The following is a 25,262-nucleotide window of genomic DNA, read 5'->3' as shown; positions in this document are numbered from 1 at the left end:
GGCCGCCTCGAACGCCGGACGGCTAACTGATTTTGACGGGGTTAACGATGTCCGCCACCAAGACCAAGATCGTGAAGCAGACGAAGATGCCCGCCACCACGTAGGCCACCGGCATCAGGCGGGCGACGTCGAAGGGGCCCGGGTCGGGGCGGCGCAGGACTCGGGCCACGTTGCGCCTCAGGGACTCCCACAGGGCGCCGGCGATGTGCCCGCCGTCGAGCGGGAGCAGCGGGAGCATGTTGAACAGGAACAGGGAGAGGTTGAAGCCGGCGACCACGAAGAGGGCCATGGCCAGCTGCTGGGACGCCGGGATGTGGAGCGTGGCGATCTCGCCGGTGACGCGGGCCGCGCCGACGATGCCCATCGGGGAGTCGGGTTCGCGCGGGCCGTTGCCGAAGGCCGCGTTCCACAGGGCCGGGATCTTGCCGGGCAGGGCGACGAGCGAGTCGACGGCGTCGCCGACGCGGTCGGTCATCCAGGTCACGGACTGGCCGAAGTCCTGCTTGACGACGCCCGTGGCGGCGCTGAAGCCGAGGAAGCCGGCCTTCACGTACTCGCCCTGGACGTAGGTGCCGCTGGAGTCCTTCCGGGTGACCTGGTTGGTGGCGATCGTCGCGTGCAGGGTGAGTTCCCTGCCGTCGCGCTGGACGACGATGGGCACGGTCCGGCCGGCGCTGTCGCGGATGAGGTCGGACAGCGTGTTCCAGTCCGGGGTCGGCTTGCCGCCGAAGGAGACGATCTTGTCGCGCGCCAGTATCCCGGCGGCCGCGGCCGGGGAGGCCGGGTCGCTCTTCTTGCAGCTGTCGCGGTGCTCGCTCTGCGCGATGATGCAGGGCGAGACGGAGGCGACGGTGGTGGTCTGCTGCTGGATGCCGAAGCCCATCAGGACGGTCAGGAACAGACCGATCGCGAGGATCAGGTTCATGAACGGACCCGCGAACATGACGATGACCCGCTTCCACGGCTTGCGCGTGTAGAACATGCGCGTCTCGTCACCGGGCTTGAGTTCCTCGAAGGCCGCCGAGCGGGCGTCCTCGATCATGCCGCGCCACGGCGAGGTGGAGCGGGCGGAGACCCGGCCGGCCTCGTCGGGCGGGAACATGCCGATCATGCGGATGTAGCCGCCGAGCGGGACGGCCTTGATGCCGTACTCGGTCTCGCCCTTGTTCCGCGACCAGATGGTGGGGCCGAACCCGACCATGTACTGCGGGACGCGGATGCCGAAGAGCTTGGCCGTGGACAGGTGCCCCAGCTCGTGCCAGGCGATCGAGACGAGCAGGCCGACCACGAAGACCACTATGCCGAGGATGAACATCAGGGTCGTCATGCACGCGCCTCCGCGGTCCGGTCAGTCAGTTCGCGCGCCCGGGCCCGTGCCCAGGTCTCCGCTTCGAGGACGTCCGACACGGTGAGTGAAGTTCCCGTGACCGGGGTGCCGTGCTCCTCGACGACCCGGGTGACGGTCTCCATGATGCCGTTGAAGGGCAGTGCGCCGGTGCGGAAGGCCTCGACGCACTCCTCGTTGGCCGCATTGAACACCGCCGGGGCGGTCCCCGCGAGCTGTCCCACGTGCCGGGCGAGGTTCACCGAGGGGAAGGCCTCGTTGTCCAGGGGGAAGAACTCCCAGGTGGAGGCCTTGCTCCAGTCGAAGGCGGGCGCCGCGTCGGGAACGCGTTCGGGCCAGCCCAGACCGACGGCGATCGGCCCCCGCATGTCGGGGGGCGTCGCCTGGGCGATCGTGGATCCGTCGGTGAACTCGACCATCGAGTGGACATACGACTGCGGATGCACGACGACCTCAATGCGGTCGAAGGGAATGTCGTAGAGCAGGTGCGCCTCGATGACTTCGAGGCCCTTGTTGACGAGGGTCGCCGAGTTGATCGTGATGACCGGGCCCATGGCCCAGGTGGGGTGGGCGAGGGCGTCCTCGACGGTGACGTTCGCCAGTTCCGCCTTGCTGCGGCCGCGGAAGGGGCCGCCGGAGGCGGTGACGACCAGCTTGCGCACGTCGGCGCGGGTGCCGGCGGCGAGGGCCTGGAAGAGCGCGGCGTGCTCGGAGTCGACCGGGATGATCTGCCCGGGCTTGGCCAGCGCCTTGACCAGGGGCCCGCCGACGATCAGCGACTCCTTGTTGGCGAGCGCGAGGGTGCGGCCGGCCTCCAGGGCGGCGAGGGTGGGCGCCAGGCCGATGGAACCGGTGATGCCGTTGAGCACGGTGTGGCAGTCGGAGGCGGCGACGTGGGTGGCCGCGTCCGGTCCGGCGAGGATCTCGGGGAGCGCCTCCCCGGCGCCGTACCGCTCGGTCAGGGCCTCGCGCAGGGCCGGCACGGCGTCCTCGCGGGCGACCGCCACGGCGCGCACCCGCAGCCGGTGGGCCTGCTCGGCGAGCAGGGCCGTGCGGCTGCCGTTCGCGGAGAGGGCGGTGACCCGGAAGCGGCCCGGGTTGCGCAGCACGAGGTCGATGGCCTGCGTTCCGATGGACCCGGTGGAGCCGAGGATCACCACGTCCTTCGGGCCGTCCCCCGCGAGGGGGTCGTACACGAGGTGCGGGTCGGCTAGGGGTGCGGGACTGGCGGGACTGTCGGTCATGCCCCCCATTGTGGCCGTAAGCCGTGGCCGCCTGGACAGGGCGTCCCCCGGGCGGGTGCGTTGGCGGGTTTCGTCGCCGGATGGAGTGGTTGTCCGCTTGTGAGGGGCGGGTGAGGGGTGACGGGGGACAACGGCTGGGGGCGCACTGGAGCGCGCTGCTGTGCGTTGGGGCGCGGTGGGGTGCGCTGAGGTGCGTCGAGGTGCACTGGGTGCGGTGTGGCGCGTGGTGGCGTGCGGGGCGTGGTCCGGATCCCGCGCCGACCAGGTCGGGCTCCCACCCCGGGGCGGGAGCCCGACCTGGTCCGGTGTGGCTAGGCGCCGTAGGGGCGGCGGGCGTTCTCGCGTTCGCTGGGGCCGGGGGTGGCGTCCGCGATCCAGGGGCCCTCGCCGGAGGGGTCGACGACGCCCTCCTCCAGCCAGGTGTAGGCCCCGCCGAGGACTCCCATGACGACCTTGCGGTCGAGGTCGTCGGTGTTGGTCCACAGCCGGGCGAAGAGTTCCTCGACGCGGATGCGGGCCTGGCGGCAGAAGGCGTCGGCGAGCTGGTAGGCCTCGCGGCCGTGCTCGCCCTCACTGCGCAGCCGTTCGGCGCGTACGCAGGCCGCGCTCATGGCGAACAGCTCGGCGCCGATGTCGACGATCCGGCCGAGGAAGCCCTGCTTGGTCTCCATGCGGCCCTGCCAGCGGGACATGGCGTAGAAGGTGGACCGGGCGAGTTTGCGGGCGTGCCGTTCGACGTAGCGCAGGTGGCCGGAGAGGTCGACGGCGTGCTTGAACTCGTTGTAGGCGGAGGGGAGCTGGCCGGGTCCTGCGACCAGTTTCGGCAGCCACTTGGCGTAGAAGACGCCGGCGTTGGCGCCCGCCCTGGCCTTGTCGGAGAGGGACTTGTCGGGGTCGATGAGGTCGCCGGCGACGGAGAGGTGGGCGTCGACCGCCTCGCGGGCGATGAGGAGGTGCATGATCTCCGTCGAGCCCTCGAAGATGCGGTTGATGCGCAGGTCGCGCAGGATCTGCTCGGCCGGGACGGAGCGTTCGCCGCGGGCGCCCAGCGACTCGGCGGTCTCGTAGCCGCGGCCGCCGCGGATCTGGACCAGTTCGTCGGCCATCAGCCAGGCCATCTCGGAGCCGTAGAGCTTGGCGAGGGCGGCCTCGATGCGGATGTCGTTGCGGTCCTCGTCGGCCATCTGGGAGGAGAGGTCGAGGACGGCCTCCAGGGCGAAGGTGGTGGCCGCGATGAAGCTGATCTTGGAGCCGACGGCCTCGTGCAGGGCGACGGGCTTGCCCCACTGCTCGCGTTCGGCCGCCCATTCCCGGGCGATCTTCAGGCACCACTTGCCGGCGCCGGCGCACATCGCGGGCAGGGAGAGCCGCCCGGTGTTGAGGGTGGTGAGCGCGATCTTCAGGCCGGCGCCCTCGGGGCCGATCCGGTTCGCGGCGGGGACGCGCACCTGGTGGAAGCGGGTGACGCCGTTCTCGATGCCGCGCAGGCCCATGAAGGCGTTGCGGTGCTCGACGGTGATGCCCTCGGAGCCCGCCTCGACGACGAAGGCGGTGATGCCGCCCTTGTGGCCCTCGGAGGCGGGCACCCGGGCCATCACGACGAGCAGGTCGGCGACGACTCCGTTGGTGGTCCACAGTTTGACGCCGTCGAGCACGTAGTCGTCGCCGTCGGGGACGGCGGTGGTGGCGAGGCGGGCCGGGTCGGAGCCGACGTCGGGCTCGGTGAGCAGGAAGGCGGAGATGTCGGTGCGGGCGCAGCGGGGCAGGAAGGTGTCCTTCTGCTCCTGGGTGCCGAACATCTTCAGGGGCTGCGGTACGCCGATCGACTGGTGGGCGGAGAGCAGGGCGCCGACGGCGGGGCTCGCGGAGCCGACGAGGGCGAGGGCCTTGTTGTAGTAGAGCTGGGTGAGGCCGAGGCCGCCGTACTTGGGGTCGATCTTCATGCCGAGGGCGCCGAGTTCCTTCAGGCCGGCGACGACCTCGTCGGGGATGCGGGCCTCGCGTTCGATGCGGGCGGAGTCGATGGTGGACTCGCAGAAGGCGCGCAGCTTGGTGAGGAATTCCTCGCCGCGGCGCACGCTTTCGGCGTCGGGCAGCGGGTGGGGGTGGATGAGGTCGAGCCGGAAGCGGCCGAGGAACAGTTCCTTGGCGAAGCTTGGCTTGCGCCAGTCCTGCTCCCGGGCGGCCTCCGCCACCTCGCGCGCCTCGCGCTCGGTGACGGTGGTGCGTGGGGTGGTGGTGGCGGACATGGAGGCTCACCTCGTCACGAAGAGGGACGATGGGGACCGGTCCTTACCGACCGGTGCTACTGGATCGTTGGTACCCGAAACGGGCCGACCCCACCACCCCTCGCGGTCCGATCGGGTCGGGCCGGACGGATACCGGCCGTCGTCCGGAGACGGTCGGGGCGTCGTGCTGGAGCTACTGTCGAGACACCCTCACTCCTTCTGCGAGGGGCTGCCGGCGTCGGGCGGGACCAGCGCGGGAGTCCGGCTGCGTACGGCCGTCGCCCTGGACGGCGAGGCCCCGGTCACGCGGCCGGTGACCCGGCAGGGTCCGGAGGCGGCGGACTTGGACGAGCACTCCGGCATCGCGATCGTCGACCGCGCCGGGACGGCGGGCGACGCGGTGACCCCGACGGCCGGTGCCGGTGCCGAACTCGTCCGTCGTGGCTGCGACTTCGGGGACGGTGTCACCGAGGTGACGGCACGGGTGGCGGTAGAGGGTCCGCAGGAGCCCGGCACGGGGAAGGGACCCGGCGGCGGTCAGGCAGCGGTGCCGGGTCCCTTCGTCAGGGTGTCGTGTCAGCCCTGTCAGCCGTGGCGGGCCGCCCGGGCGAGGGCGGGCACGAAGCTCTGGGCGTCGACCGTGCCCACGCCGGTGGCCATGTCGTAGCCCTTGACCGCCTTGTAGCCGGTGACGCCCTCGTAGCTGTTGTTCGTGCCGTCGGCGACGTCGACGACGCCGTTGGTGGCGGCGTGGTGGGCGGAGAGTTCGTAGAGCGCCGCGTTGATGTCGCCGAGCCGGTGGCCGGCGACCTGGTCGGCGAGGGCGACGATGCCCGAGAAGATCGGGGTGGCCTCGCTGGTGCCGCCGGTCACGTCCCAGCCCGTGGCGGTCGGGTCGTAGCTGGAGTAGATCCACGCGCCGCCGTCGACCGCGGCCGTCATCGACACGTCCGGGGTGCCGCGGCGGGTGCCGACGGTGTTCCGCACGCCGTTCTGGAAGGACGGGCGGGTGAACACGTGGGACTGGCCGCCGCCGCCGGCGCCGTAGTCGTTGTAGACGCTGTCGGGCCTGACCCGGTCGCCGTGGTCGTTCAGGTGGAGCTGGGTGCCGCCGACCGAGGTGACCAGCGGGTCCGAGGAGGGCCAGGAGTTGACCCGCTTGTCGTAGTAGTGCTTGCCGTCCGCCTTCATGTCGGTGGCGCCGCCGTCGCCTGAGGCGGCGAGCACGGTGACGTGCTTGCGGTGGGCGTCCTCGAAGGCGTAGCGGAGCTTCTTGATGCTGGAGAAGTCACCTCGGGCGAAGCCGGGGAAGGTGTTCTCGGTGGCGCCGAAGCTCTGGCTGATGACGTCGCCGACGCCCTGGTCGACGAGGTGCTTCTCGGCGCTCATCATCTCCGGCAGGCCGGTGGTGCCCTCGGTCTCCGAGACCGCCGTCTCCACCAGGACGATCTTCGCGCCGGGCGCCACGGCGTGCGCCAGCTCGACGTCGAGCGTGGTCTCGCCGGCCCAGCCGGTCATGTCCGAGTTCTTGGGGTCGAAGGCGGGGACGTGGCCCCACTTGACCACCTTGACCTTGGTGCTGGGCAGGCCGAACTGCCTGCTGTAGACGTCGAGGTCGTGCTGGACGGTCGGGGAGCCGAACGAGTCGACGATGACGATGGTGCGTCCCTTGCCCGTGACGCCCTGCCGGTACAGCCCGTTCAGGTGGTACGCGGTGCGGTACTGGAGCGGGTTGTAGCAGGCGATGTGCCACTTGGTCTCGCACTGCCCGATGGGCAGCGGGTCGGCCACATCGTGCACCAGCGTGTGGCCGGCGACGGCCGGGACCGCCTTGGTGTGCGGGACGGCGGCGGGCGCGGCGGCGGTGGCGCCGGCTCCCGAGGTGGTCGCCAGCGCGGCGGCGGCGAGGGCGGCGGTGGCGGCGCAGGCCGCGACGCCGCGCCCGGTACGGGCTATGTGCATGTGTTCCCCTGAGTGGTCCGCGGTCGGACGAAGTGGTCCACACGCATCCCATCGAGTGAGTCATGCACATAACAAGACAGTTGACCCGTCGATGCCGAATCCTTTACCCAGGCACAGCATTGCCCGGAGCACCTCAGGGCCGGGGTGCGGCACCGCCCGGACGCAGTGACGGCCGCAGCCCCCGCACAGTGGGCTGCGGCCGTCCTGTCCGACCTGTCCGTGGCAGGTCAGTCCTTGCGGACCCGTCCGTGACAGGTCACAGGGCGAGTCCGGTGAGGACCAGCACTCGCTCGTAGGTGTAGTCGTCCATCGCGAACTTCACGCCCTCGCGGCCGACGCCGGACTGCTTGACGCCGCCGTAGGGCATCTGGTCGGCGCGGTAGGAGGGGACGTCGCCGACGACGACACCGCCGACCTCCAGAGCGCGGTGGGCGCGGAAGGCGGCCTGGAGGTCGTGCGTGAACACGCCCGCCTGGAGGCCGTACTTGGAGTCGTTGACCGCGGCGAACGCCTCGGCCTCGCCGTCCACCTTCTGCACGGTGAGCACCGGGCCGAAGACCTCCTCGCAGGAGATCGTCGTGTCGGCGGGCACCTCGGTCAGCACGGTCGGCGCGTAGGAGGCGCCGTCACGCTTGCCGCCGGCCAGCAGCTTCGCCCCCGCGGAGACGGCCTCGTCCACCCACGACTCGACGCGCTTGGCGGCGTCCTCGCTGACCAGCGGGCCGACGTCGGTGGAGGCGTCGGACGGGTCACCGGTGACCTGGGCCTCGACGGCCGCCACGATGCGCGGCAGCAGGCGGTCGTAGACGGAGGCGTCGGCGATCACGCGCTGCACCGAGATGCAGGACTGGCCGCCCTGGTAGTTGGAGAAGGTCGCGATGCGGGTCGCGGCCCAGTCCAGGTCGGCGTCGCTCGCGAAGTCGGCGAGCACGACGGCCGCGCCGTTGCCGCCCAGCTCCAGCGTGCAGTGCTTGCGCGGCACGGAGTCCATGATCGCGTAGCCGACCTTCTCCGAACCGGTGAAGGAGATGACCGGCAGGCGCTCGTCCTGGACCAGGGCGGGCATGCGGTCGTTGGAGACCGGCAGGATGGACCAGGAGCCGGCGGGCAGCTCGGTCTCGGCGAGCAGGTCACCGAGGATCAGGCCGGACAGCGGGGTGGCCGGGGCCGGCTTGAGGATGATCGGCGCGCCGGCGGCGATGGCCGGGGCGACCTTGTGGGCGCACAGGTTCAGCGGGAAGTTGAACGGCGCGATGCCGAGGACGACGCCCTTGGGGAAGCGGCGGGTGAGCGCCAGACGGCCCTGGCCGCCCCCGTCGGTGTCGAGGCGCTGGGCCTCGCCGCCGTTGAAGCGGCGGGCCTCCTCGGCCGCGAAGCGGAACACGGAGACGGCGCGGCCGACCTCGCCCCGGGCCCACTTGATCGGCTTGCCGTTCTCGGCGGAGATCAGCTGGGCGATCTCCTCGGTGCGCTCGACCAGGCGCTTGCTGACGTGGTCGAGGGCGGCGGCGCGGACGTGCGCCGGGGTGGCGGCGAACTCGTCCCGTACGGCGTACGCGGCGGCCACCGCCTCCTCGACCTGGGCCTCGGTCGGCACGCTGACCGTGCCGACGACCCGGCCGTCCCACGGGGAGGTGACGTCGAAGGTGTCCTCGCCGGTGACCTGGCGGCCGGCGAGCCAGAAGGCGTGGCTGGAAGTCATGTACGTCCCGGCCTTTCCGCGTCGAAGGTGGTTCCTGCTCTCGTGCTCCACGGTAGGGCCGGCCCGGCGGACGGAGGCTTGTCCGAGCCGTAGCAGTACGGCTTGGGGACACGCCGGTTTGTCCTACGCGGCTACTCGCTCGTGGTCGCCTTCAGCGCCAGCCACAGCTCCATCCGTACGTCGGGATCGTCCAGGGAGCGCCCGAGGATCTCCTCGACCCGGCGCATCCGGTACCGGAGGGTGTGCCGGTGCACCCCGAGGTCGGCCGCGGCCGCGTCCCACTGGCCGTGCCGGGACAGCCAGGCGCGCAGGGAGGCCACCAGGTCGCCACGGCCGGTCGCGTCGTGCTCGTGCAGCGCCCGCAGCAGCCCGTCGGCGAACGCCTTGACCGCGTCGTCGGCGAGCAGCGGCAGCACCGAGCCGGCCGCGAGCTGCTCGTGCTCCACCAGGAACCGGCCGCGCCGCCGGGCCACCGACAGCGCCTGCTCGGCCTGCTTGTAGGCGGCGGCCGCGGCGATCGGCCCGGACGGCGCGGACAGGCCGACGACCAGTTCGTCCTCCTCGCCCGTCGTCTGCTCGGGGACGGCCCGCGCGGTCTCCAGCGCCGTCGCGTGCGCGACGCACGCGGCCACCGCCGCGCCCCCGTCGGCGGCCAGCACCACGAGCCGCTCCCCCTCGGGCACGGCCAGCACCGCCTCGCCGGAGCGGGCCGCTGCCGCCTCGACCGTCTCGGCGAGCGCGCCGAGCGGGTCGGCACCCGAGACCGGCTCGGCGACGACCATCCGGAAGGGCGCGTCGAGCAGTCCCCCGTACAGGTCCCCGGCGACGGCCCGGGCGTGGTCCGGCTCCCCGGCGAGCAGCATGCGCAGTACGGCGGCGCCGATGCGCTGCTCGGCCGCGTGCAGCGAGCGGGAGCGTTCGGTGGTGAGGGTGAGCAGGGCGATCGCGGAGTGCACGGCGTACCGCTCGGCGGTGCCGAGGGCGGCGGCGGTGCCCACGGCGAGCGCGGCGCGCGGGCGGCGGCCGGTCCCCAGGGAGTGCAGTTCCACCCGGTCCTCGTAGTCGGGGCCGCCGACCACGGAGGAGGCGGGCGCGGGCCGCTCGCGCAGCCGCTCGACCTCGGCGGTGAGCCGGGCGGCCCGGCGGCCTGCCCACTCGGGTGCGGTGGCGACGACGGCGCCCGAGGCGTCGTACAGGGCCGCCCACCCGTCGACCTGGGCGGCGAGCGCGGCGAGGAGGCCCTCGGGGCCGGCGTTGAGGGCCTGCTTGGTCAGCTCGCGCTGGGCGGCGAAGCCCGCCGTCACAGCCCGGTACTGGTCGGCGGCGATCGCGGCGGAGACGGCTTTGCTGATGGCGAGGAACGGGGTGCGGCGGGGCACCTCCAGCAGGGGCAGCCCCTCCTCCTCGGCGGCGTCCACGAGCGCCTTGGGGATCTCCTCGTAGTTGACCCCGACGGCGAACCCGAGCCCGACCACGCCCGCCCCGGCCAGGCGCTTGACGTAGCGCCGCATGACCTCGGGGTCCTCCGCGTCCAGCTTGAGCGCGGTGATCAGCAGCAGCTCGCCGCCCTCCATGTAAGGCACGGGGTCGGCCAGCTCGCTCACGTGCGCCCAGCGCACGGGGACGTCGAGGCGGTCCTCGCCGGCCCGCACGGTCAGCTTGAGCGCGGAGTGGTGGACGAGCGAGGCGAGAGTCGGGGGCATCGGGCCTTCAGGTCTGGGAGAACCGAGATCTTTTGGCCGCAGCGTATGAACGGCCTATGGCGATTCTGCCTCACCGTACGATCGCCCGCTGACGCTACGGCTATTCCGGAAGGGACCTACCGGAGACGGCCGGACCCGGGCGCCTCAGCCGCGCAGGTCCACCAGCAGGGGCGGCGCGTGCTCGCCCCGCACGGTCGTCAGCGACAGCACCGCATGCCCCGGCGGCACCCCGTGCGCCAACTCGGAGGCCGACCAGCGCTCACGCTCGACCTGGCGGACGGTGACGGCCTCCGTGGTCACCGCCTTTCCGGTCACCAGCTTGCGCAGCGCGTGGATGGCGCGGGTCATCGGCTGGTCCGCGAAGACGGTGTGCCGGGCCACGTCACGGGTCTCCACCCACTGCGTGCCCCAGGCCTCCGCGAACCTGCTGCCGTCCCAGGTGGTGACCCCGGAGAAGGCCATGCGGCAGCCGACGGCGGCGTACAGCGGCCCGTGCAGCGCCTCGGGAACGTCGCCGACCGTGCGCAGCGCGAGTACCACGCCCGCGTTGCGGGAGCGCAGCCGCTGAATGCAGCGCACGGATGCGGTCGTGACGGCTCCGGTGGCGTCGTCCAGGACGAGGCAGGCGAAGTGGTTCCGTTCGCCCGACACCGCCACGGCGCCGAACTGGGCGAGCACCAGCCGTGTGATGATCCGGGACGCCTCCTCGTGTCCGCGGTCGGGCAGGTCGATGCGGACGCGCAGCGGGTGGTGGGCGACGGCACGCAGCGAGAACGGCCGAGCGCCACCTCCGTCCGCGCCGAGGAACTCGGCGAAAGCCGGCCGGTCCAGCACGGCGAGCCGGTCGGCCAGCACCGGGCCGGGGTCGCCTGCGGTGCCGGACTGCCGGGCGCGGGCGTCGAGTTCGCGGCGCATCGCGGCTTGCCCGTCCTCCCCCAGCGCGTCGCGGAGAGCAGCGAGAGCCGAGGGCTCGCCTTCCAGGAGTTCTCGCAGCACGGGCAGTGCCGGGAAGCGTCCGTACGCCGCCCGGTACGGGCCGAGCAGTTGGGCCAGCGCGGTGGCCGCCCGCTGTCCGGTCGTCGCGTCCAGGTCACCGGCCAGCCCCTCCGCCAGGAAGAAGGCCGCCTCATCGGGGTCCTCGGAGTCCGCGTAGGGGTCGAGGTCGTGGACCGAGGCGGGATCACCGAGGCGTACGACGACGTCGTGGGCGGAGTCGGGTCCGAGCGGGGTGCCGGCCGCGCAGACGGCGACGACGGCGCACCGTCCGGCGAGCGCCTGCAGACCGAGCGACTCGACGACGGGCCGGACCAGGTGACGCGTCTTGCCGGAGCCGGAGGGCCCGACGGCCAGGAGTGAGGTGCCGAGGCTGTCCGGGGCGAGTGCCGCTCCCGCGCCGGCGTAGGCAAGCGGGGTGCGGTCCCCCGGCGCCCACTGTCCCAGACGCACCTGTGCGGCGAGCAGGTCGTGCTGGGCGGTCCGGCCCCCCGGCAGGTCGCGGGCGCCCGACGGGTGCGTCCAGGCGGCGGCGCCCTCGCGCAGCACCGTATCGGTGAAGGAGGCGAGCTGGGCCCGGGCCTTGGCCGTCGACCACATGTGGCCGATCCGGGCGCAGTCCACGTCGTTCATCCGGCCACCATGCAGTTCGGCGCCGAGCACGTCGGCTGCCTGGTGCTGACCGGCTTCCCGCAGCTCGGGCCATTGCGAAGGGCGCCGGTCCACGACCGGCTGAGCGACCTGGGCGGTGCCGGCTCGCGCGGCAAGGGCCTCCTTCGCGAGCGGCCACCAGCCGCCGACGCGCGAGAACGGCCACAGCACCAGCACGACCACGAGCGCGTCCAGCCCGTCCGTGAGCAGTCGCGAGCCGAAGACGTCGTAACTGCCGGTGACCAGGACGATGAGTGAGAACAATGGAGCGATGACGGGCAGGGCGTCCCAGCCGACGCCGGGGAAGGCGCTCGGGAACACGAAGGTCAAGGCGATCAGCGCGCCCAGGGCGGCGATCAGGGCGCGGGCGGGCTGCGGGCGGCGGGTGACGACGTGCCGGATGATGTCGGGCCAGCTGCCCAGACGTGCCATGACGTAGACGAGGATGGCGAAGACAACGCCGTCGGCGACGGTGAGGGCCTCGGCGCCCTGGTATCCCTTCGGTGACGTGGTGCCGCCCCACCACCAGTCGTCCGGTGTGAGCAGCTTCAGGACGGCCCACTGGTAGGGGAGGCTGCCGTGCCGCCACAGCGACCACAGAAGCAGGCCCGCCAGCAGCGGGACTACGAAGCCGACGATGGTGACGGGGGCCAGGTGGTGCCCCTGGTGAGCGGTCTTGGGCATCCGGTAGCCGTAACGCCAGATGCCGGGCTTGACGTCCGGCCGGGGTTGGTCCAGCCAGTCGGCGACGGGCATGCGTGGTTGCGGGGTGCTCGGGGCGTACGGGGGCGGCACGTCCGGCGCTCGTGTCGGGCGTGGCGGCAGTGTCGCACCGTTGGACGACCCGGCGGGGCCGTCCAGCGGCGGCGTCGGTTGTGGCACCGGCGTCGCATGCGTGCCGCGTACGTCCCGCGTGCCGTCGCTGTCCATCGCCCCTGCCCCCTGACCAGCCGTTCCATCCACCATCCGCGAGCCAATCTAACGCCCCGACCAAGGGAGTTCACCGCTTACGCGGCCGTAGGGACGGACCGGTCGGCCGTGCCCGTCACCCAGTGCTATGTCCACCACGGACAACGAATCCTCGCGACAACGCCCACATGGAGCATGCCCACCCTCCGTTCTCGGCCCTAGCCTGCGAAGAAAGAGACAAGCGTCCGAAAAACGCACCGTCCGGAACCCCCCGGGAACACCCGGTACGCAAGATCTTCAGGGAGCCCCCCATGACCGCACTTCCGCAGGAGCGCCGCGTCGTCACCGCCATCCCCGGCCCGAAGTCGCAGGAGCTTCAGGCCCGCCGTACCGCCGTGGTCGCCCAGGGCGTGGGCTCCACGCTGCCGGTCTTCGTCACGCGCGCCGGCGGCGGTGTCATCGAGGACGTCGACGGCAACAGCCTGATCGACTTCGGTTCCGGTATCGCGGTGACCTCCGTCGGCGCCTCCGCCGAGGCCGTCGTACGCCGCGCGAGCGCCCAGCTCGCCGACTTCACCCACACCTGTTTCATGGTCACCCCGTACGAGGGCTACGTCGCCGTCGCCGAGGCGCTGGCCGAGCTGACCCCGGGTGATCACGCCAAGAAGTCCGCGCTGTTCAACTCGGGCGCCGAGGCCGTCGAGAACGCGGTCAAGATCGCCCGTGCGTACACCAAGCGCCAGGCGGTCGTCGTGTTCGACCACGGCTACCACGGCCGTACGAACCTCACGATGGCGCTGACGGCGAAGAACATGCCGTACAAGCACGGCTTCGGTCCGTTCGCGCCCGAGGTCTACCGCGTCCCGGTCGCCTACGGCTACCGCTGGCCCACCGGCCCGGAGAACGCGGGCCCCGAGGCCGCCGCCCAGGCCATCGACCAGATCACCAAGCAGGTCGGCCCGGACAACGTGGCCGCGATCATCATCGAGCCGGTGCTCGGTGAGGGCGGCTTCATCGAGCCCGCCAAGGGCTTCCTGCCGGCGATCCGCCAGTTCGCCACGGACAACGGCATCGTCTTCGTCGCCGACGAGATCCAGTCCGGCTTCTGCCGCACCGGCCAGTGGTTCGCGTGCGAGGACGAGGGCATCGTCCCGGACCTGATCACCACCGCCAAGGGCATCGCCGGCGGTCTGCCGCTGGCCGCCGTCACCGGCCGCGCCGAGATCATGGACGCCCCGCACGCGGGCGGCCTCGGCGGCACCTACGGCGGCAACCCGGTCGCCTGCGCCGGTGCGCTCGGCGCCATCGAGACGATGAAGGAGCTGGACCTCAACGCCAAGGCGAAGAACATCGAGGCGATCATGAAGTCCCGCCTCGGCGCCATGGCCGAGAAGTTCGACGTCATCGGCGACATCCGCGGCCGCGGCGCCATGATCGCCATCGAGCTGGTCAAGGACCGCGGCACCAAGGCGCCGAACCCGGAGGCCACCGCCGCCCTCGCCAAGGCGTGCCACCAGGAGGGCCTGCTCGTCCTCACCTGTGGCACCTACGGCAACGTGCTGCGCTTCCTGCCGCCGCTGGTCATCGGCGACGACCTGCTCAACGAGGGCCTGGACATCATCGAGCAGGCGTTCTCGCGCATCTGAGCGAGGGATCCGCACCTCTGTCGGGCGCCTGCGGCAGCCGTGTGAAGAAGGTGTGCGGGGTGGATGGCGGGACGCGGTTCCGTCTGCCCAAGCGCCTCGGGCTGCCGTAGGTTCTACCCAGATGAGAGATACACCCCGCCCACAGGGGACTGTGGGCGATTTCAGGCCGGGGCCTCCCCAGCTTCGACCTGGTCGTGCCCTCGCGCACACAGCCGGGGCCTGAGGGCTCCGGGATCTCCTCACCGATCGGACGGTCGCCGCCCCAAACCCCCCGGGGCGAGCGACGTTCCGGTCCGGACGGCCGCCCCGTAACCACCCCCCCTGTTCCGGGGCGGCCGACCTCCTTCTTTCTCTTTCCGGACATGTCCGGGCACGAGGCTCCGCGGCTGTCAGACTGTGCACCGTGTCGAGCTCGCAGAATCCGGACCCGGGACACGGGCCGACGGCCCACGACGGCAGGCCCCCCGCCGCACGGCGGCCGGTCTCCGTCCTGCTCCTCCTCCCCGGCCTGGCGGCCGCCCTGTTCGCGCTGATCACCTGGCAGGTCGTGGCCGACGGCCCGCTGTTGCGCGTGGACGAGCGGCTCAGCCGCGCCCTGCTGCACCCGGACCGGTTCTCCGCCGGCCTGTCCGACCTCGGCAACGTCGAGGTCGCCGTGCCGGTGCTCGTCGTCGCACTGGTCTGGTCGGCCTGGCGCGGCCGGGCCGCGGGTGCGGCCCTGTGGTGGCTGCCCCCGCTCGCCGCCGCCGTACTCATGGCCCTCGTCCCGGCGGTGGTCGTACCGCTGAAGGAGTGGACCGCACGCGCGGGGACCCCGGTGGTGCCGCCGGGGGTCGGCTACTTCCCGTCCGGCCACACGGCCACGGCGGCCATGGCGTACGGCTCGGCGACCCTGCTGCTCCTGCCCTGGCTCCGCTCCCCCGCCGCCCGCCGCGCGCTCGTCGGCCTGTGCGCGGCCCTCGTCCTCGGGGTGTCCTTCGGTCTGGTCCGGCGCGGCTGGCACTGGCCGCTGGACGTGGTGGCCAGCTGGTGCCTGAGCACCGTGCTGCTGACCACCCTGTCCCTCGTGCTCAGCCGAAGTAGGCGTCGAAGTTCTTCTGGAACTCCCAGTTCGCGTACCGGTCCCAGTTCACCGACCACGTCATCAGACCCCGCAGGGCCGGCCAGGTCCCATGGGGCGTGTACGAGCCGCAGTTCGTCCTCTTCGTCAGGCAGTCCAGGGTCCTGGTGACCTCGGCCGGGGAGACGTAGCCGTTGCCCGCGTTCGTCGACGCCGGCATGCCGATCGCCACCTGGTCCGGGCGCAGCGGCGGGAAGACGTTGTTCGGGTCGCCCGCCACGGGGAAGCCGGTGAGCAGCATGTCGGTCATGGCGATGTGGAAGTCGGCCCCGCCCATGGAGTGGTACTGGTTGTCCAGACCCATGATCGGGCCCGAGTTGTAGTCCTGGACGTGCAGCAGGGTCAGGTCGTCCCGCAGGGCGTGGATGACCGGGAGGTAGGCGCCGCAGCGCGGGTCCTGGCCGCCCCACTTGCCGGTGCCGTAGAACTGGTAGCCGTTCTGGACGAAGAACGTCTCCGGGGCCATCGTCAGCACGAACGCGGCGCCGTACTTCGCCTTCAGGGTCTTCAGGGCCGAGATGAGGTTCACGATCACGGGCGTGGTGGGGTTCCTGAAGTCCGTGTCGTTCGTGTTCAGGGACAGCGAGTGGCCCTCGAAGTCGATGTCGAGGCCGTCGAGTCCGTAGTCGTCGATGATCTTCGAGACGGAGCTGACGAAGGTGTCCCGCGCGGCCGCGGTGGTCAGTTGCACCTGGCCGTTCTGGCCGCCGATCGAGATGAGCACCTTCTTGCCGGCCGCCTGCTTGGCCTTGATCGCCGCCTTGAAGTCCGCGTCGCTCTCGACGTTCGGGCACTCGGTGACCGGGCAGCGGTTGAAGCGGATGTCCCCGGAGGTGACCGAGGTGGGCTCACCGAAGGCGAGGTCGATGACGTCCCAGCTGTCGGGCACGTCGGCGAGGCGGGTGTAGCCGGAGCCGTTGGCGAAGGTGGTGTGCAGGTAGCCGACCAGGGCGTGGGCGGGCAGGCCGGGCGACCCGCCGCCGGTACCGGCCGAGGTCGTCGCGGTCACGGCGGCCGACTTCGCGGACTCGCCCGCGTCATTGGCCGCGGTGACCTGGAAGCTGTACGCCGTGGCGGCCGCGAGTCCGGAGACGGTGGCCGAAGTGCCGCTCACCGTCTGCGTCTTGACCCCGTCGCGGTAGACCGCGTAGCCGGTGGCGCCGGTCACCGCCGACCAGGACAGCGCGACCGAGGACGAGGTGACGGTGCCGGCCTTGAGGCCGGTGGGCGGGGCGGGCGGCTGGGCGGTGCCGCCGCCGGGGCCGACCAGGGAGACGTCGTCGGCGTAGTAGGCGCCGGTGCCGTACCAGCCGTGCGTGTAGAGGGTCACCTTCGTGGTGGCCGCGCCGGTGGTGAAGGTGGTGGTCAGCTTCTGCCAGTCGGGGGCGGACTGGGTCCAGGAGGACACGTCGGTGGTGCCGGTGCCGCTCGCGCCGAGGTAGACGTAGGAGCCGCGGACGTAACCGGACAGCGTGTACTGCGCGTTGGGCTGGACGGTGACCGTCTGCGCGCACTGGGCGTTGTCGCTGCCGGCCGGGGTCGCCTGCAGCGCGGCGCTGCCGCCGTGCACCGGCGAGCCGACCGTCTTCCCGGCCGTGCAGGACCAGTTGTCGAGGCCGGACTCGAAGCCGCCGTTGCGGACGAGGTCGGCGTCGGCCGCGACGGCGGCCGACGAGAGGGCGGTGACGCCGGGCACGGCCAGCAGTGCGGCCGTGAGCAGGGCGAGGACGGATCTGGGGCGTCCGGCGCTGCGCGCGGGTCGGGCGCGGTCCACAAGGGCCTCCGGGGTCTGGGGGAGTTGGAGGAGCGGAGCGCACACAATTTGGTCCAGACCAATCATGTTGTCAAGGTGTCAGGGCGCTACCCGTCACCGCCCTCTGCTCGGACCGGCCGCCGCCTCGTGCATCGCCAGCTCCAGCAGCGCCGGGTCGGTCAGCGTGCCCGAGCCGTCCGGCGGGACCAGCCAGCGCACCCCCTGGGTGGCCCGGCCGGGGTGGGGCACCACGATCCAGGTGCCGGGACCCGCGGTCCTGATGCCGGTGCCGAGCCAGCGGGCCGCGGTGCCCGGCGGCACGAAGAAGCCGACGCGGTTGTCGCCGAAGTCGGCGAGCACCGGGCCGGGCCGGTCGAGCACCCGGAACAGCACGTCGAGCGTGGGACGGCCGAGACCGGCCGGCAGGATCAGCACGTCCCAGGCCCGGCCGGCGGGCAGCAGCGCGACCCCGAGGGGGTTGCGCTCCCATTCCCAGCGGCAGGTCTCCGGGTCCGGTGCGACGGATGCCAGCCACTCGACCGCCGTCTTCGCCCCAGTCATGAGAAGGCCTCCCTTTCGCCCGTGGACGCGGTCGCGTCACCAGGGAGAGGGAGGCCTCCGGCCCGCATTACGCGGGTTTCCGCTCTTCTTTCGGGTGAGCCGGGTCACCCGCCGGCCGGGGGCGGTGTTCCCGGCCCCGGGGTCGGTCGACGATCAGCTGTCGAAGCCCAGCCCCAGCCGGTCCATCGTCCGCAGCCACAGGTTGCGCCGGCCGCCCTGCTCGTCCGCGCGGGCCAGCGACCACTTGGTCAGGGCGATCCCCGTCCAGGCGAACGGCTCGGGCGGGAACGGCAGCGGCTTCTTGCGCACCATCTCCAGCTCGGTCCGCTCGGTGCGCTCCCCGGCGAGCAGGTCCAGCATCACGTCCGCGCCGAAGCGCGTCGCGCCGACGCCGAGGCCCGTGTAGCCGGCGGCGTAGGCCACCTTCCCCTGGTGGGCGGTGCCGAAGAACGCCGAGAAGCGGGAGCAGGTGTCGATCGCGCCGCCCCAGGCGTGGGTGAAGCGGACGCCCTCCAGCTGCGGGAAGCACGTGAAGAAGTGGCCCGCGAGCTTGGCGTACGTCTCCGGCCGGTCGTCGTACTCCGCGCGCACCCGGCCGCCGTAGTGGTGGATCGCGTCGTAGCCGCCCCACAGGATCCGGTTGTCGGCGGACAGCCGGAAGTAGTGGAACTGGTTCGCCGAGTCGCCGAGGCCCTGGCGGTTCTTCCAGCCGATCGCCGAGAGCTGGTCGGCGCTGAGCGGTTCGGTCATCAGCGCGTAGTCGTAGACCGGGACGGTGTACGAGCGCACGCGCCGCAGCAGGCTCGGGAAGATGTTCGTCCCCAGCGCGACCCGGCGGGCCCGGACCGAGCCGTACGGGGTGCGTACGGCCATGCCGGCGCCGTACTGCTTCAGGGTCAGCGCGGGCGTGTGCTCGTACACCCGTACGCCCAGCCTGACGCACGCCTGCTTCAGGCCCCAGGCCAGCTTGGCCGGGTGCAGCATGGCCACGCCGCGCCGGTCCCACAGGCCGGCCTCGAAGGTGGGCGAGTTCACCTGCTCGCGCACGGCGTCGGTGTCCAGGAACTCGACGCCGTCGGCCAGGCCCTTGTCCGTCATCTCACGGTGCCAGTCGCGCAGCTCCCAGGCCTGGTAGGTCGCGGTGGCCACGTCGATCTCACCGCTGCGCTCGAACTCGCAGTCGATGCCGTGCCGGGCGACCGCGGCCTCGATCTCGTCGAGGTTGCGCATCCCCAGCTCCTGGAGCTTGAGGATCTCGTCCGGCCAGCGGGTGAGGCCGTTGGGCAGGCCGTGCGTGAGGGAGGCGGCGCAGAAGCCGCCGTTGCGGCCGGAGGCGGCCCAGCCCACCTCGCGGCCTTCGAGCAGCACCACGTCGCGCTGCGGGTCGCGTTCCTTGGCGTTGAGCGCGGTCCACAGTCCGCTGTAGCCGCCGCCGACCACCAGCAGGTCGCAGGTCTCGACGCCGGTGAGGGCGGGCTCGGTCTGCGGCTTGCCGGGGTCTTCCAGCCAGTACGGGACCGGCTGGGCTTCGGAGAGAGAGGCGATCCAGTTGTCTTTGCCACGGCTCATGGCGCTCGGGGCCATGATTTCAACTCCCTACAGGGGCTTATGCCTTTTGCTTGTTGCGGCGGTTGGTGATGAGCATCGAGGTCAGGACGAGCAGCACGGCGACCAGGAACATGGCCGTACCGATGACGTTGATCTGAACAGGCGTACCGCGCTGCGCCGAGCCCCACACGAACATGGGGAAGGTGACGGTCGAGCCCGCGTTGAAGTTGGTGATGATGAAGTCGTCGAAGGAGAGCGCGAACGACAGCAGCGCGCCGGCGGCGATACCGGGTGCCGCGATCGGCAGGGTCACCCGCAGGAAGGTCTGCGCGGGCCCCGCGTACAGGTCCCGGGCGGCCTCCTCCAGACGCGGGTCCATCGACATCACGCGTGCCTTGACGGCCACCACCACGAAGCTGAGGCAGAACATGATGTGCGCGATGAGGATCGTGTAGAAGCCGAGCTGCGCGCCCATGTTGAGGAACAGGGTGAGCAGCGAGGCCGCCATGACGACCTCGGGCATGGCCATCGGCAGGAAGATCAGCGAGTTGACCGCGGACCGCGCGCGGAAGCGGTAGCGCACCAGCGCGAAGGAGATCATCGTGCCCAGCAGCGTGGCGCCGATGGTCGCCCAGAAGGCGATCTGGAGGCTGATCGACAGCGAGCCGCACATGTCGGCGACCCCGCAGGGGTCCTTCCAGGCGTCCGTGGAGAACTGCTGCCACTCGTAGTTGAAGCGTCCCTTCGGCTTGTTGAAGGAGAACACCGTGACGACGACGTTCGGCAGCAGCAGATAGCCGAGGGTGAGCAGTCCCGCGATGACCACGAGATGGCGCTTGAGCCAGTTGACGAAAGGCATTTAGACCAGATCCTCCGTCCCGGCCCGGCGGATGTAGACCGTCACCATCAGCAGGATCGCGGCCATGAGGATGAAGGAGAGCGCGGCCGCCGTCGGGTAGTCCAGGATGCGCAGGAACTGCGTCTGGATGACGTTGCCGATCATGCGGGTGTCGGTCGAGCCGAGGAGTTCGGCGTTGACGTAGTCACCGGCCGCGGGGATGAAGGTCAGCAGCGTCCCGGAGACCACGCCCGGCATCGAGAGCGGGAAGGTCACCTTGCGGAAGGTGGTCCACGGTTTGGCGTACAGGTCGCCGGCCGCCTCGTGCAGCCGTCCGTCGATCCGCTCCAGCGAGGTGTACAGCGGCAGGATCATGAACGGCAGGAAGTTGTACGTCAGACCGCACACCACGGCGAGCGGTGTGGCGAGGACGCGGTCGCCCGCCGTCCAGCCGAGCCAGTCGGTGAGGTCCAGGACGTGCAGCGTGTTCAGGACGTGCACCACCGGGCCGTTGTCCGCCAGGATCGTCTTCCAGGCCAGGGTGCGGATCAGGAAGCTGGTGAAGAACGGCGCGATCACCAGGATCATGATCAGGTTGCGCCAGCGGCCCGCGCGGAAAGCGATCAGGTAGGCCAGCGGGTAGCCGAGCAGCAGGCACAGCACGGTGGCGCCGGCCGCGTAGAAGACGGAGCGCAGGAACTGCGGCCAGTACTCCGACAGCGCGTTCCAGTAGGTCGCGAAGTGCCAGGTGACCTTGTAGCCGTCCTCCAGGGAGCCCGTCTGCACGGAGGTGGACGCCTGGTAGATCATCGGCAGCGCGAAGAAGACGACCAGCCAGAGCAGGCCGGGCAGCAGCAGCCAGTACGGCGTGAACCGGCCCCGCTTGCGCGGCGGCTTCTTGTCGGGCTCGGCCGGAGCCAGGGGCGGGGGCGCCTCGGTGAGGGTCGACATGTCTACGCGGCCTCTTCCTCGACGCTCTCGACGCCGGCGTCGATGTCCTGGGCCGCGTCCAGGCCGAAGGTGTGCGCCGGGCTCCAGTGCAGGACGACGTCGGCACCGGGGACGAGCCGTCCGTCGCGCTCGACGTTCTGCACGTAGACCGCGAGCTCGTCGCAGACCGGGCTGTCGATGACGTACTGCGTGGAGACGCCGATGAAGCTCGCGTCGGCGATCTTGCCGGTGAGGCGGTTGCGCCCCTCGGGGATGGAGCCGGCGTCGTCGGCGTGGGTGAGGGAGATCTTCTCCGGGCGGATGCCGACCAGCACCTTCCCGCCGGCCGTCGCCGGGGCGGAACAGCGCGCCCCGGGCAGGACGAGCTTGCCGCCGCCCGCCTTGAGCACGATGTCGTCGCCGTTCTTGGTGTCGACCTCGGCCTCGATCAGGTTCGAGGTGCCGAGGAAGTTCGCCACGAACGTGGTCTGCGGGTTCTCGTACAGGTCGGCGGGCGAGCCGAGCTGCTCGACCCGGCCCGCGTTCATCACGGCGACCGTGTCGGCCATGGTCATGGCCTCCTCCTGGTCGTGCGTGACGTGCACGAAGGTGATGCCGACCTCGGTCTGGATGCGCTTGAGCTCCAGCTGCATCTGGCGGCGCAGCTTGAGGTCGAGGGCGCCGAGCGGCTCGTCGAGGAGGAGCACCTTCGGGTGGTTGATCAGCGCGCGGGCCACGGCCACACGCTGCTGCTGGCCACCGGAGAGCTGGTGCGGTTTCTTGCGGGCCTGCTCGCCGAGCTGGACCAGGTCCAGCATCTCCTCGACCTGCTTCTTCACGCTCTTGATGCCGCGCCGGCGCAGGCCGAAGGCGACGTTCTCGAAGATGTCGAGGTGCGGGAAGAGGGCGTAGGACTGGAAGACCGTGTTGACCGGCCGCTTGTACGGCGGCAGGTGGGTGACGTCCTGGTCGCCGAGGTGCACGGTGCCGGAGGAAGGTTCCTCCAGACCGGCGATCATGCGCAGGGTGGTCGTCTTGCCGCAGCCCGAGGCGCCGAGCAGGGCGAAGAAGGAACCCTGCGGCACGACCAGGTCGAGCGGCTGTACGGCGGTGAAGCCGTTGTCGTAGGTCTTGCTGATACCGGAGAGGCGGACGTCGCCGCTGTTGTCTGTCGTCATGGTCGTCACGCCCCTGTGAGCTTCGCGAACTTCTCTTCGTAGGCCGTCTCTTCCTTCTGGCTCAGCGAGCGGAAGGAGTGGGACCTGGCCTGCATGGCCTTGTCGGGGACGATCAGCGGGTTGTTCGCCGCGTCCTTGTCGATCTTCGCAAGGTAGGGCTTCACGCCGTCGACGGGAGTCGCGTAGTTGATGTACGCGGCGAGCGCGGCGGCCTGCTCCGGCTCGTAGTAGAAGTCGATCAGCCGCTCGGCGTTCGTCTTGTGCCGCGCCTTGTTGGGCACCAGAAGGTTGTCACTGGACGTCATGTAGCCGCTGTCCGGGATGACGTAGTCGACGTCCGGGCTGTCGTGCTTGAGCTGGACGATGTCACCGGCCCACGCGACACAGGCGGCGATGTCGCCCTTGGTGAGGTCGGACGTGTAGTCGTTGCCGGTGAAGCGGCGGATCTGGCCCTTGTCGACGGCCTTCTGCAGCCGGGCTATGACCGCGTCGAAGTCGTCGTCGGTGAACTTCGCCGGGTCCTTGCCCATGTCGAGCAGCGTCATGCCGATGCTGTCGCGCATCTCCGACAGGAAGGAGACGCGGCCCTTCAGCTTCGGGTTGTCGAGCAGGTCGGAGACCGACTTCACCTCGATGCCGTCGAGCGCCTTCTTGTTGTAGGCGATGACCGTCGGGATGCCCTGCCAGGGGTAGGAGTACGCCCGTCCCGGGTCCCAGTCCGGGTCACGGAACTGGGACGACAGGTTGGTGTAGGCGTGCGGCAGGTTGGACGGGTCCAGCTTCTGGACCCACCCGAGGCGGATCAGCCGGGCGGCGAGCCAGTCGGTGAGGACGACGATGTCGCGGCCGGTGTCCTGGCCCGCGGCGAGCTGCGGCTTGATCTTGCCGAAGAACTCGTTGTTGTCGTTGATGTCCTCGGTGTACTTGACGGCGATGCCGGTCCGCTTCCGGAAGGCGTCCAGGGTGGGGTGGCGCTTCCCGCTGTCGTCGACGTCGATGTACTCGGTCCAGTTGGAGAAGTTCACGACCTTCTCCCGGGCCGAGTGGTCCTGGGCGGACGTGCCGCCCTGGGTCCTGCCCGCCGCGGGGATCCCGCAGCCGCTCAGCGCCCCGAGACCACCGACCGTGAGCGCGCCGCCCGCGGAGGCGCGCAGCAGTGACCGGCGGGTCATCGCCGCCCGGCCGTTGCGCAGGCTGCGCCGCATCGCGGCCAGTTGGGGCGGGGTCAGGCGGTCGGGCTCGTACTGCTCCATGCGCGTGGTGCCCTTTCGGGAGGAATCGGCCATCTCACCGGCCGGATCGTGACTAACGGTCCCCGAAGACGGTGCGGTGCCAGTCCTTCCTCGCCACCGCCGTGTTGTCGAACATTACGTGCTTGACCTGCGTGTACTCCTCGAATGAGTACGCCGACATGTCCTTGCCGAAGCCGGACGCCTTGTAACCCCCGTGCGGCATCTCGCTGATGATCGGGATGTGGTCGTTGATCCACACACAGCCCGCCTTGATCTCGCGGGTGGCCCGGTTGGCCCGGTAGACGTTGCTGCTCCAGGCGGAGGCGGCGAGGCCGTAGGGCGTGTCGTTGGCCAGCCGGATTCCCTCATCGTCACCGTCGAACGGCAGGACGACCAGTACCGGACCGAAGATCTCGGACTGGACGATCTCGCTGTCCTGGGCCGCGTCGGCGACCAGGGTCGGCCGGTAGTACGCGCCGTTCTCGAGCTCGCCCTGCGGGGCCTCGCCGCCGGTGACCACGCGCGCGTAGCCGCGCGCCCGGTCCACGAAGCCGGCGACACGGTCGCGCTGCGCGTGCGAGATGAGCGGCCCGAGGTCGGTGCCGGCCGCGAACGGGTCGCCGAGCCGTACGGTCTCCATCAGGGCGGCGGTCCGCTCCACGAAGGCGTCGTACAGCGGTCGCTGCACGTACGCGCGCGTGGCGGCCGTGCAGTCCTGGCCGGTGTTGATGAGCGAGCCCGCGACCGCGCCGTGCACGGCGGCCTCCAGGTCCGCGTCGTCGAAGACGACGAAGGGTGCCTTGCCGCCCAGTTCCAGGTGGAGGCGCTTGACGGTCGCGGTGGCGATCTCGGCGACCCGCTTGCCGACGGCGGTGGACCCGGTGAAGGAGGTCATGGCCACGTCGGGGTGCCCGACGAGGCGCTCGCCCGCCTCCCGGCCGGTCCCGGTGACGATGTTGACGACACCGTCCGGGATGCCCGCGTCGGTGGCGGCCTGGGCGAACAGCAGCGAGGTCAGCGGGGTCAGCTCGGCGGGCTTGAGCACGATGGTGTTGCCCGCGGCGATCGCCGGGAGGATCTTCCAGGCGGCCATCTGCAGCGGGTAGTTCCAGGGTGCGATCGAGCCCACGACGCCGATCGGCTCGCGCCGCACGTACGAGGTGTGGTCGCCCGAGTACTCACCGGCGGACTGGCCCTGCAGGTGCCGGGCGGCGCCGGCGAAGAAGGCGGTGTTGTCGATGGTCCCGGGTACGTCGAACTCGCGGGTGAGCTTCAGCGGCTTGCCGCACTGCAGCGACTCGGCGCGGGCGAACTCCTCCGCGCGGTCGGCGAGCACGGCGGCGAACCGGTGCAGGGCGTCGGAGCGCTCGCCCGGGGTGGCGGAGGCCCAGCCCGGGAACGCCTCGCGCGCGGCGGCCACGGCCGCGTCGACGTCGTCCGCGCCGGCCAGTTCGTAGGTGTACACCTCCTCGCCGGTCGAGGGGTCGACCACGGCGTGGGTGCGGCCCGAGGTGCCCTTGGTGAGTCGGCCCGCGATGAACTGCGCACCGTCCGCGAGGCGCTCCTGCGCGTCGAATCGTTCCGGGGTGCCCGGGTTGTGCATGTCGCTCTCCTCCGCCGTTCGCCCCGTCCCGGGGGGTAGGTGGCGTAGCTCCAGCTCGATTTGAGTGCCGATCCTGACAGAGCGAGTGCACTCCAACAAGTGATTCCGTTGTTGCC

General features: G+C 71.2%; 16 protein-coding genes and 2 pseudogenes. 3 read left to right on the top strand and 15 right to left on the bottom strand.

The genetic code is table 11. From position 1 onward, the window contains the following. Positions 1–22: 22 nt before the first annotated feature. The 7 genes from B446_RS26760 to B446_RS26730 form a co-directional block, all read right to left on the bottom strand. Positions 23–1,327, bottom strand: coding sequence for a M50 family metallopeptidase (locus B446_RS26760; RefSeq protein WP_020942552.1), 1,305 nt, complete (start codon positions 1,325–1,327; stop codon positions 23–25). Next, positions 1,324–2,589 carry a 1-deoxy-D-xylulose-5-phosphate reductoisomerase gene (dxr, locus tag B446_RS26755; RefSeq protein ID WP_043479164.1) on the bottom strand — a complete coding sequence of 422 codons (1,266 nt, stop codon included), beginning with the start codon at positions 2,587–2,589 and terminating at the stop codon, positions 1,324–1,326. Before dxr ends, B446_RS26760 begins: the two co-directional genes overlap by 4 nt. Before the next feature lie 311 nt (positions 2,590–2,900). Then, entirely contained in the window at positions 2,901–4,838 is a 1,938-nt protein-coding gene (locus tag B446_RS26750) for an acyl-CoA dehydrogenase family protein (RefSeq protein WP_020942550.1), read from the bottom strand. Positions 4,839–5,402: 564 nt separating this feature from the next. Continuing rightward, positions 5,403–6,779 carry a S53 family peptidase gene (locus tag B446_RS26745; RefSeq protein ID WP_020942549.1) on the bottom strand — a complete coding sequence of 459 codons (1,377 nt, stop codon included), beginning with the start codon at positions 6,777–6,779 and terminating at the stop codon, positions 5,403–5,405. A gap of 256 nt (positions 6,780–7,035) precedes the next feature. After that, complete coding sequence (locus B446_RS26740) at positions 7,036–8,481, bottom strand: aldehyde dehydrogenase family protein (protein ID WP_020942548.1); 1,446 nt, start codon at positions 8,479–8,481, stop codon at positions 7,036–7,038. Between the two features lie 131 nt (positions 8,482–8,612). Further along, on the bottom strand, positions 8,613–10,184 hold the full coding sequence (locus B446_RS26735; protein ID WP_020942547.1) for a PucR family transcriptional regulator: 1,572 nt from the start codon (positions 10,182–10,184) through the stop codon (positions 8,613–8,615). A 144-nt stretch (positions 10,185–10,328) separates the two neighbouring features. Continuing rightward, positions 10,329–12,758, bottom strand: coding sequence for an ATP/GTP-binding protein (locus B446_RS26730; RefSeq protein ID WP_043476509.1), 2,430 nt, complete (start codon positions 12,756–12,758; stop codon positions 10,329–10,331). Positions 12,759–13,048: 290 nt separating this feature from the next. Between B446_RS26730 and gabT the strand changes: the two genes are divergently transcribed. The 3 genes and pseudogenes from gabT to B446_RS40985 all read left to right on the top strand — a co-directional run. Then, on the top strand, positions 13,049–14,383 hold the full coding sequence (gene gabT / locus B446_RS26725; protein ID WP_020942545.1) for a 4-aminobutyrate--2-oxoglutarate transaminase: 1,335 nt from the start codon (positions 13,049–13,051) through the stop codon (positions 14,381–14,383). A gap of 121 nt (positions 14,384–14,504) precedes the next feature. Further along, a pseudogene (locus B446_RS40425) lies at positions 14,505–14,732 on the top strand (phosphoesterase); the annotation flags it as partial. A 405-nt stretch (positions 14,733–15,137) separates the two neighbouring features. After that, positions 15,138–15,398: pseudogene (locus tag B446_RS40985) on the top strand (phosphatase PAP2 family protein); the annotation flags it as partial. 55 nt (positions 15,399–15,453) lie between these two features. Here the strand turns inward: B446_RS40985 and B446_RS26715 are convergent. The 8 genes from B446_RS26715 to B446_RS26680 all read right to left on the bottom strand — a co-directional run bounded on the left by B446_RS26715 (position 15,454) and on the right by B446_RS26680 (position 25,146). Further along, positions 15,454–17,277: a chitinase gene (locus B446_RS26715; protein WP_020942543.1), complete on the bottom strand. Its 1,824-nt coding sequence runs from the start codon at positions 17,275–17,277 to the stop codon at positions 15,454–15,456. A 93-nt stretch (positions 17,278–17,370) separates the two neighbouring features. Further along, positions 17,371–17,817 (bottom strand): hypothetical protein, encoded by a 447-nt coding sequence (locus tag B446_RS26710; RefSeq protein WP_020942542.1) that lies wholly within the window; start codon positions 17,815–17,817, stop codon positions 17,371–17,373. A 153-nt stretch (positions 17,818–17,970) separates the two neighbouring features. Next, positions 17,971–19,401, bottom strand: coding sequence for an NAD(P)/FAD-dependent oxidoreductase (locus tag B446_RS26705; protein WP_020942541.1), 1,431 nt, complete (start codon positions 19,399–19,401; stop codon positions 17,971–17,973). 22 nt (positions 19,402–19,423) lie between these two features. After that, the gene (locus B446_RS26700; RefSeq protein WP_020942540.1) at positions 19,424–20,224 is read right to left on the bottom strand and encodes an ABC transporter permease; all 801 of its coding nucleotides are present in this window, start codon (positions 20,222–20,224) and stop codon (positions 19,424–19,426) included. After that, complete coding sequence (locus tag B446_RS26695) at positions 20,225–21,154, bottom strand: ABC transporter permease (RefSeq protein WP_020942539.1); 930 nt, start codon at positions 21,152–21,154, stop codon at positions 20,225–20,227. Positions 21,155–21,156: 2 nt separating this feature from the next. Next, positions 21,157–22,320, bottom strand: coding sequence for an ABC transporter ATP-binding protein (locus tag B446_RS26690; protein ID WP_020942538.1), 1,164 nt, complete (start codon positions 22,318–22,320; stop codon positions 21,157–21,159). Beyond that, on the bottom strand, positions 22,317–23,564 hold the full coding sequence (locus B446_RS26685) for an ABC transporter substrate-binding protein (RefSeq protein WP_020942537.1): 1,248 nt from the start codon (positions 23,562–23,564) through the stop codon (positions 22,317–22,319). The genes B446_RS26690 and B446_RS26685 overlap by 4 nt, the downstream gene beginning before the upstream one ends. A gap of 52 nt (positions 23,565–23,616) precedes the next feature. Continuing rightward, entirely contained in the window at positions 23,617–25,146 is a 1,530-nt protein-coding gene (locus B446_RS26680; RefSeq protein ID WP_020942536.1) for a gamma-aminobutyraldehyde dehydrogenase, read from the bottom strand. Positions 25,147–25,262: the final 116 nt, after the last annotated feature.

Origin of the sequence: Streptomyces collinus Tu 365 (assembly GCF_000444875.1) — a bacterium.
Taxonomy (GTDB): Bacteria; Actinomycetota; Actinomycetes; order Streptomycetales; family Streptomycetaceae; genus Streptomyces; species Streptomyces collinus_A.
Note: the sequence above shows the minus strand (reverse complement) of the source record. Positions and strands in the feature narration are given on the sequence as shown.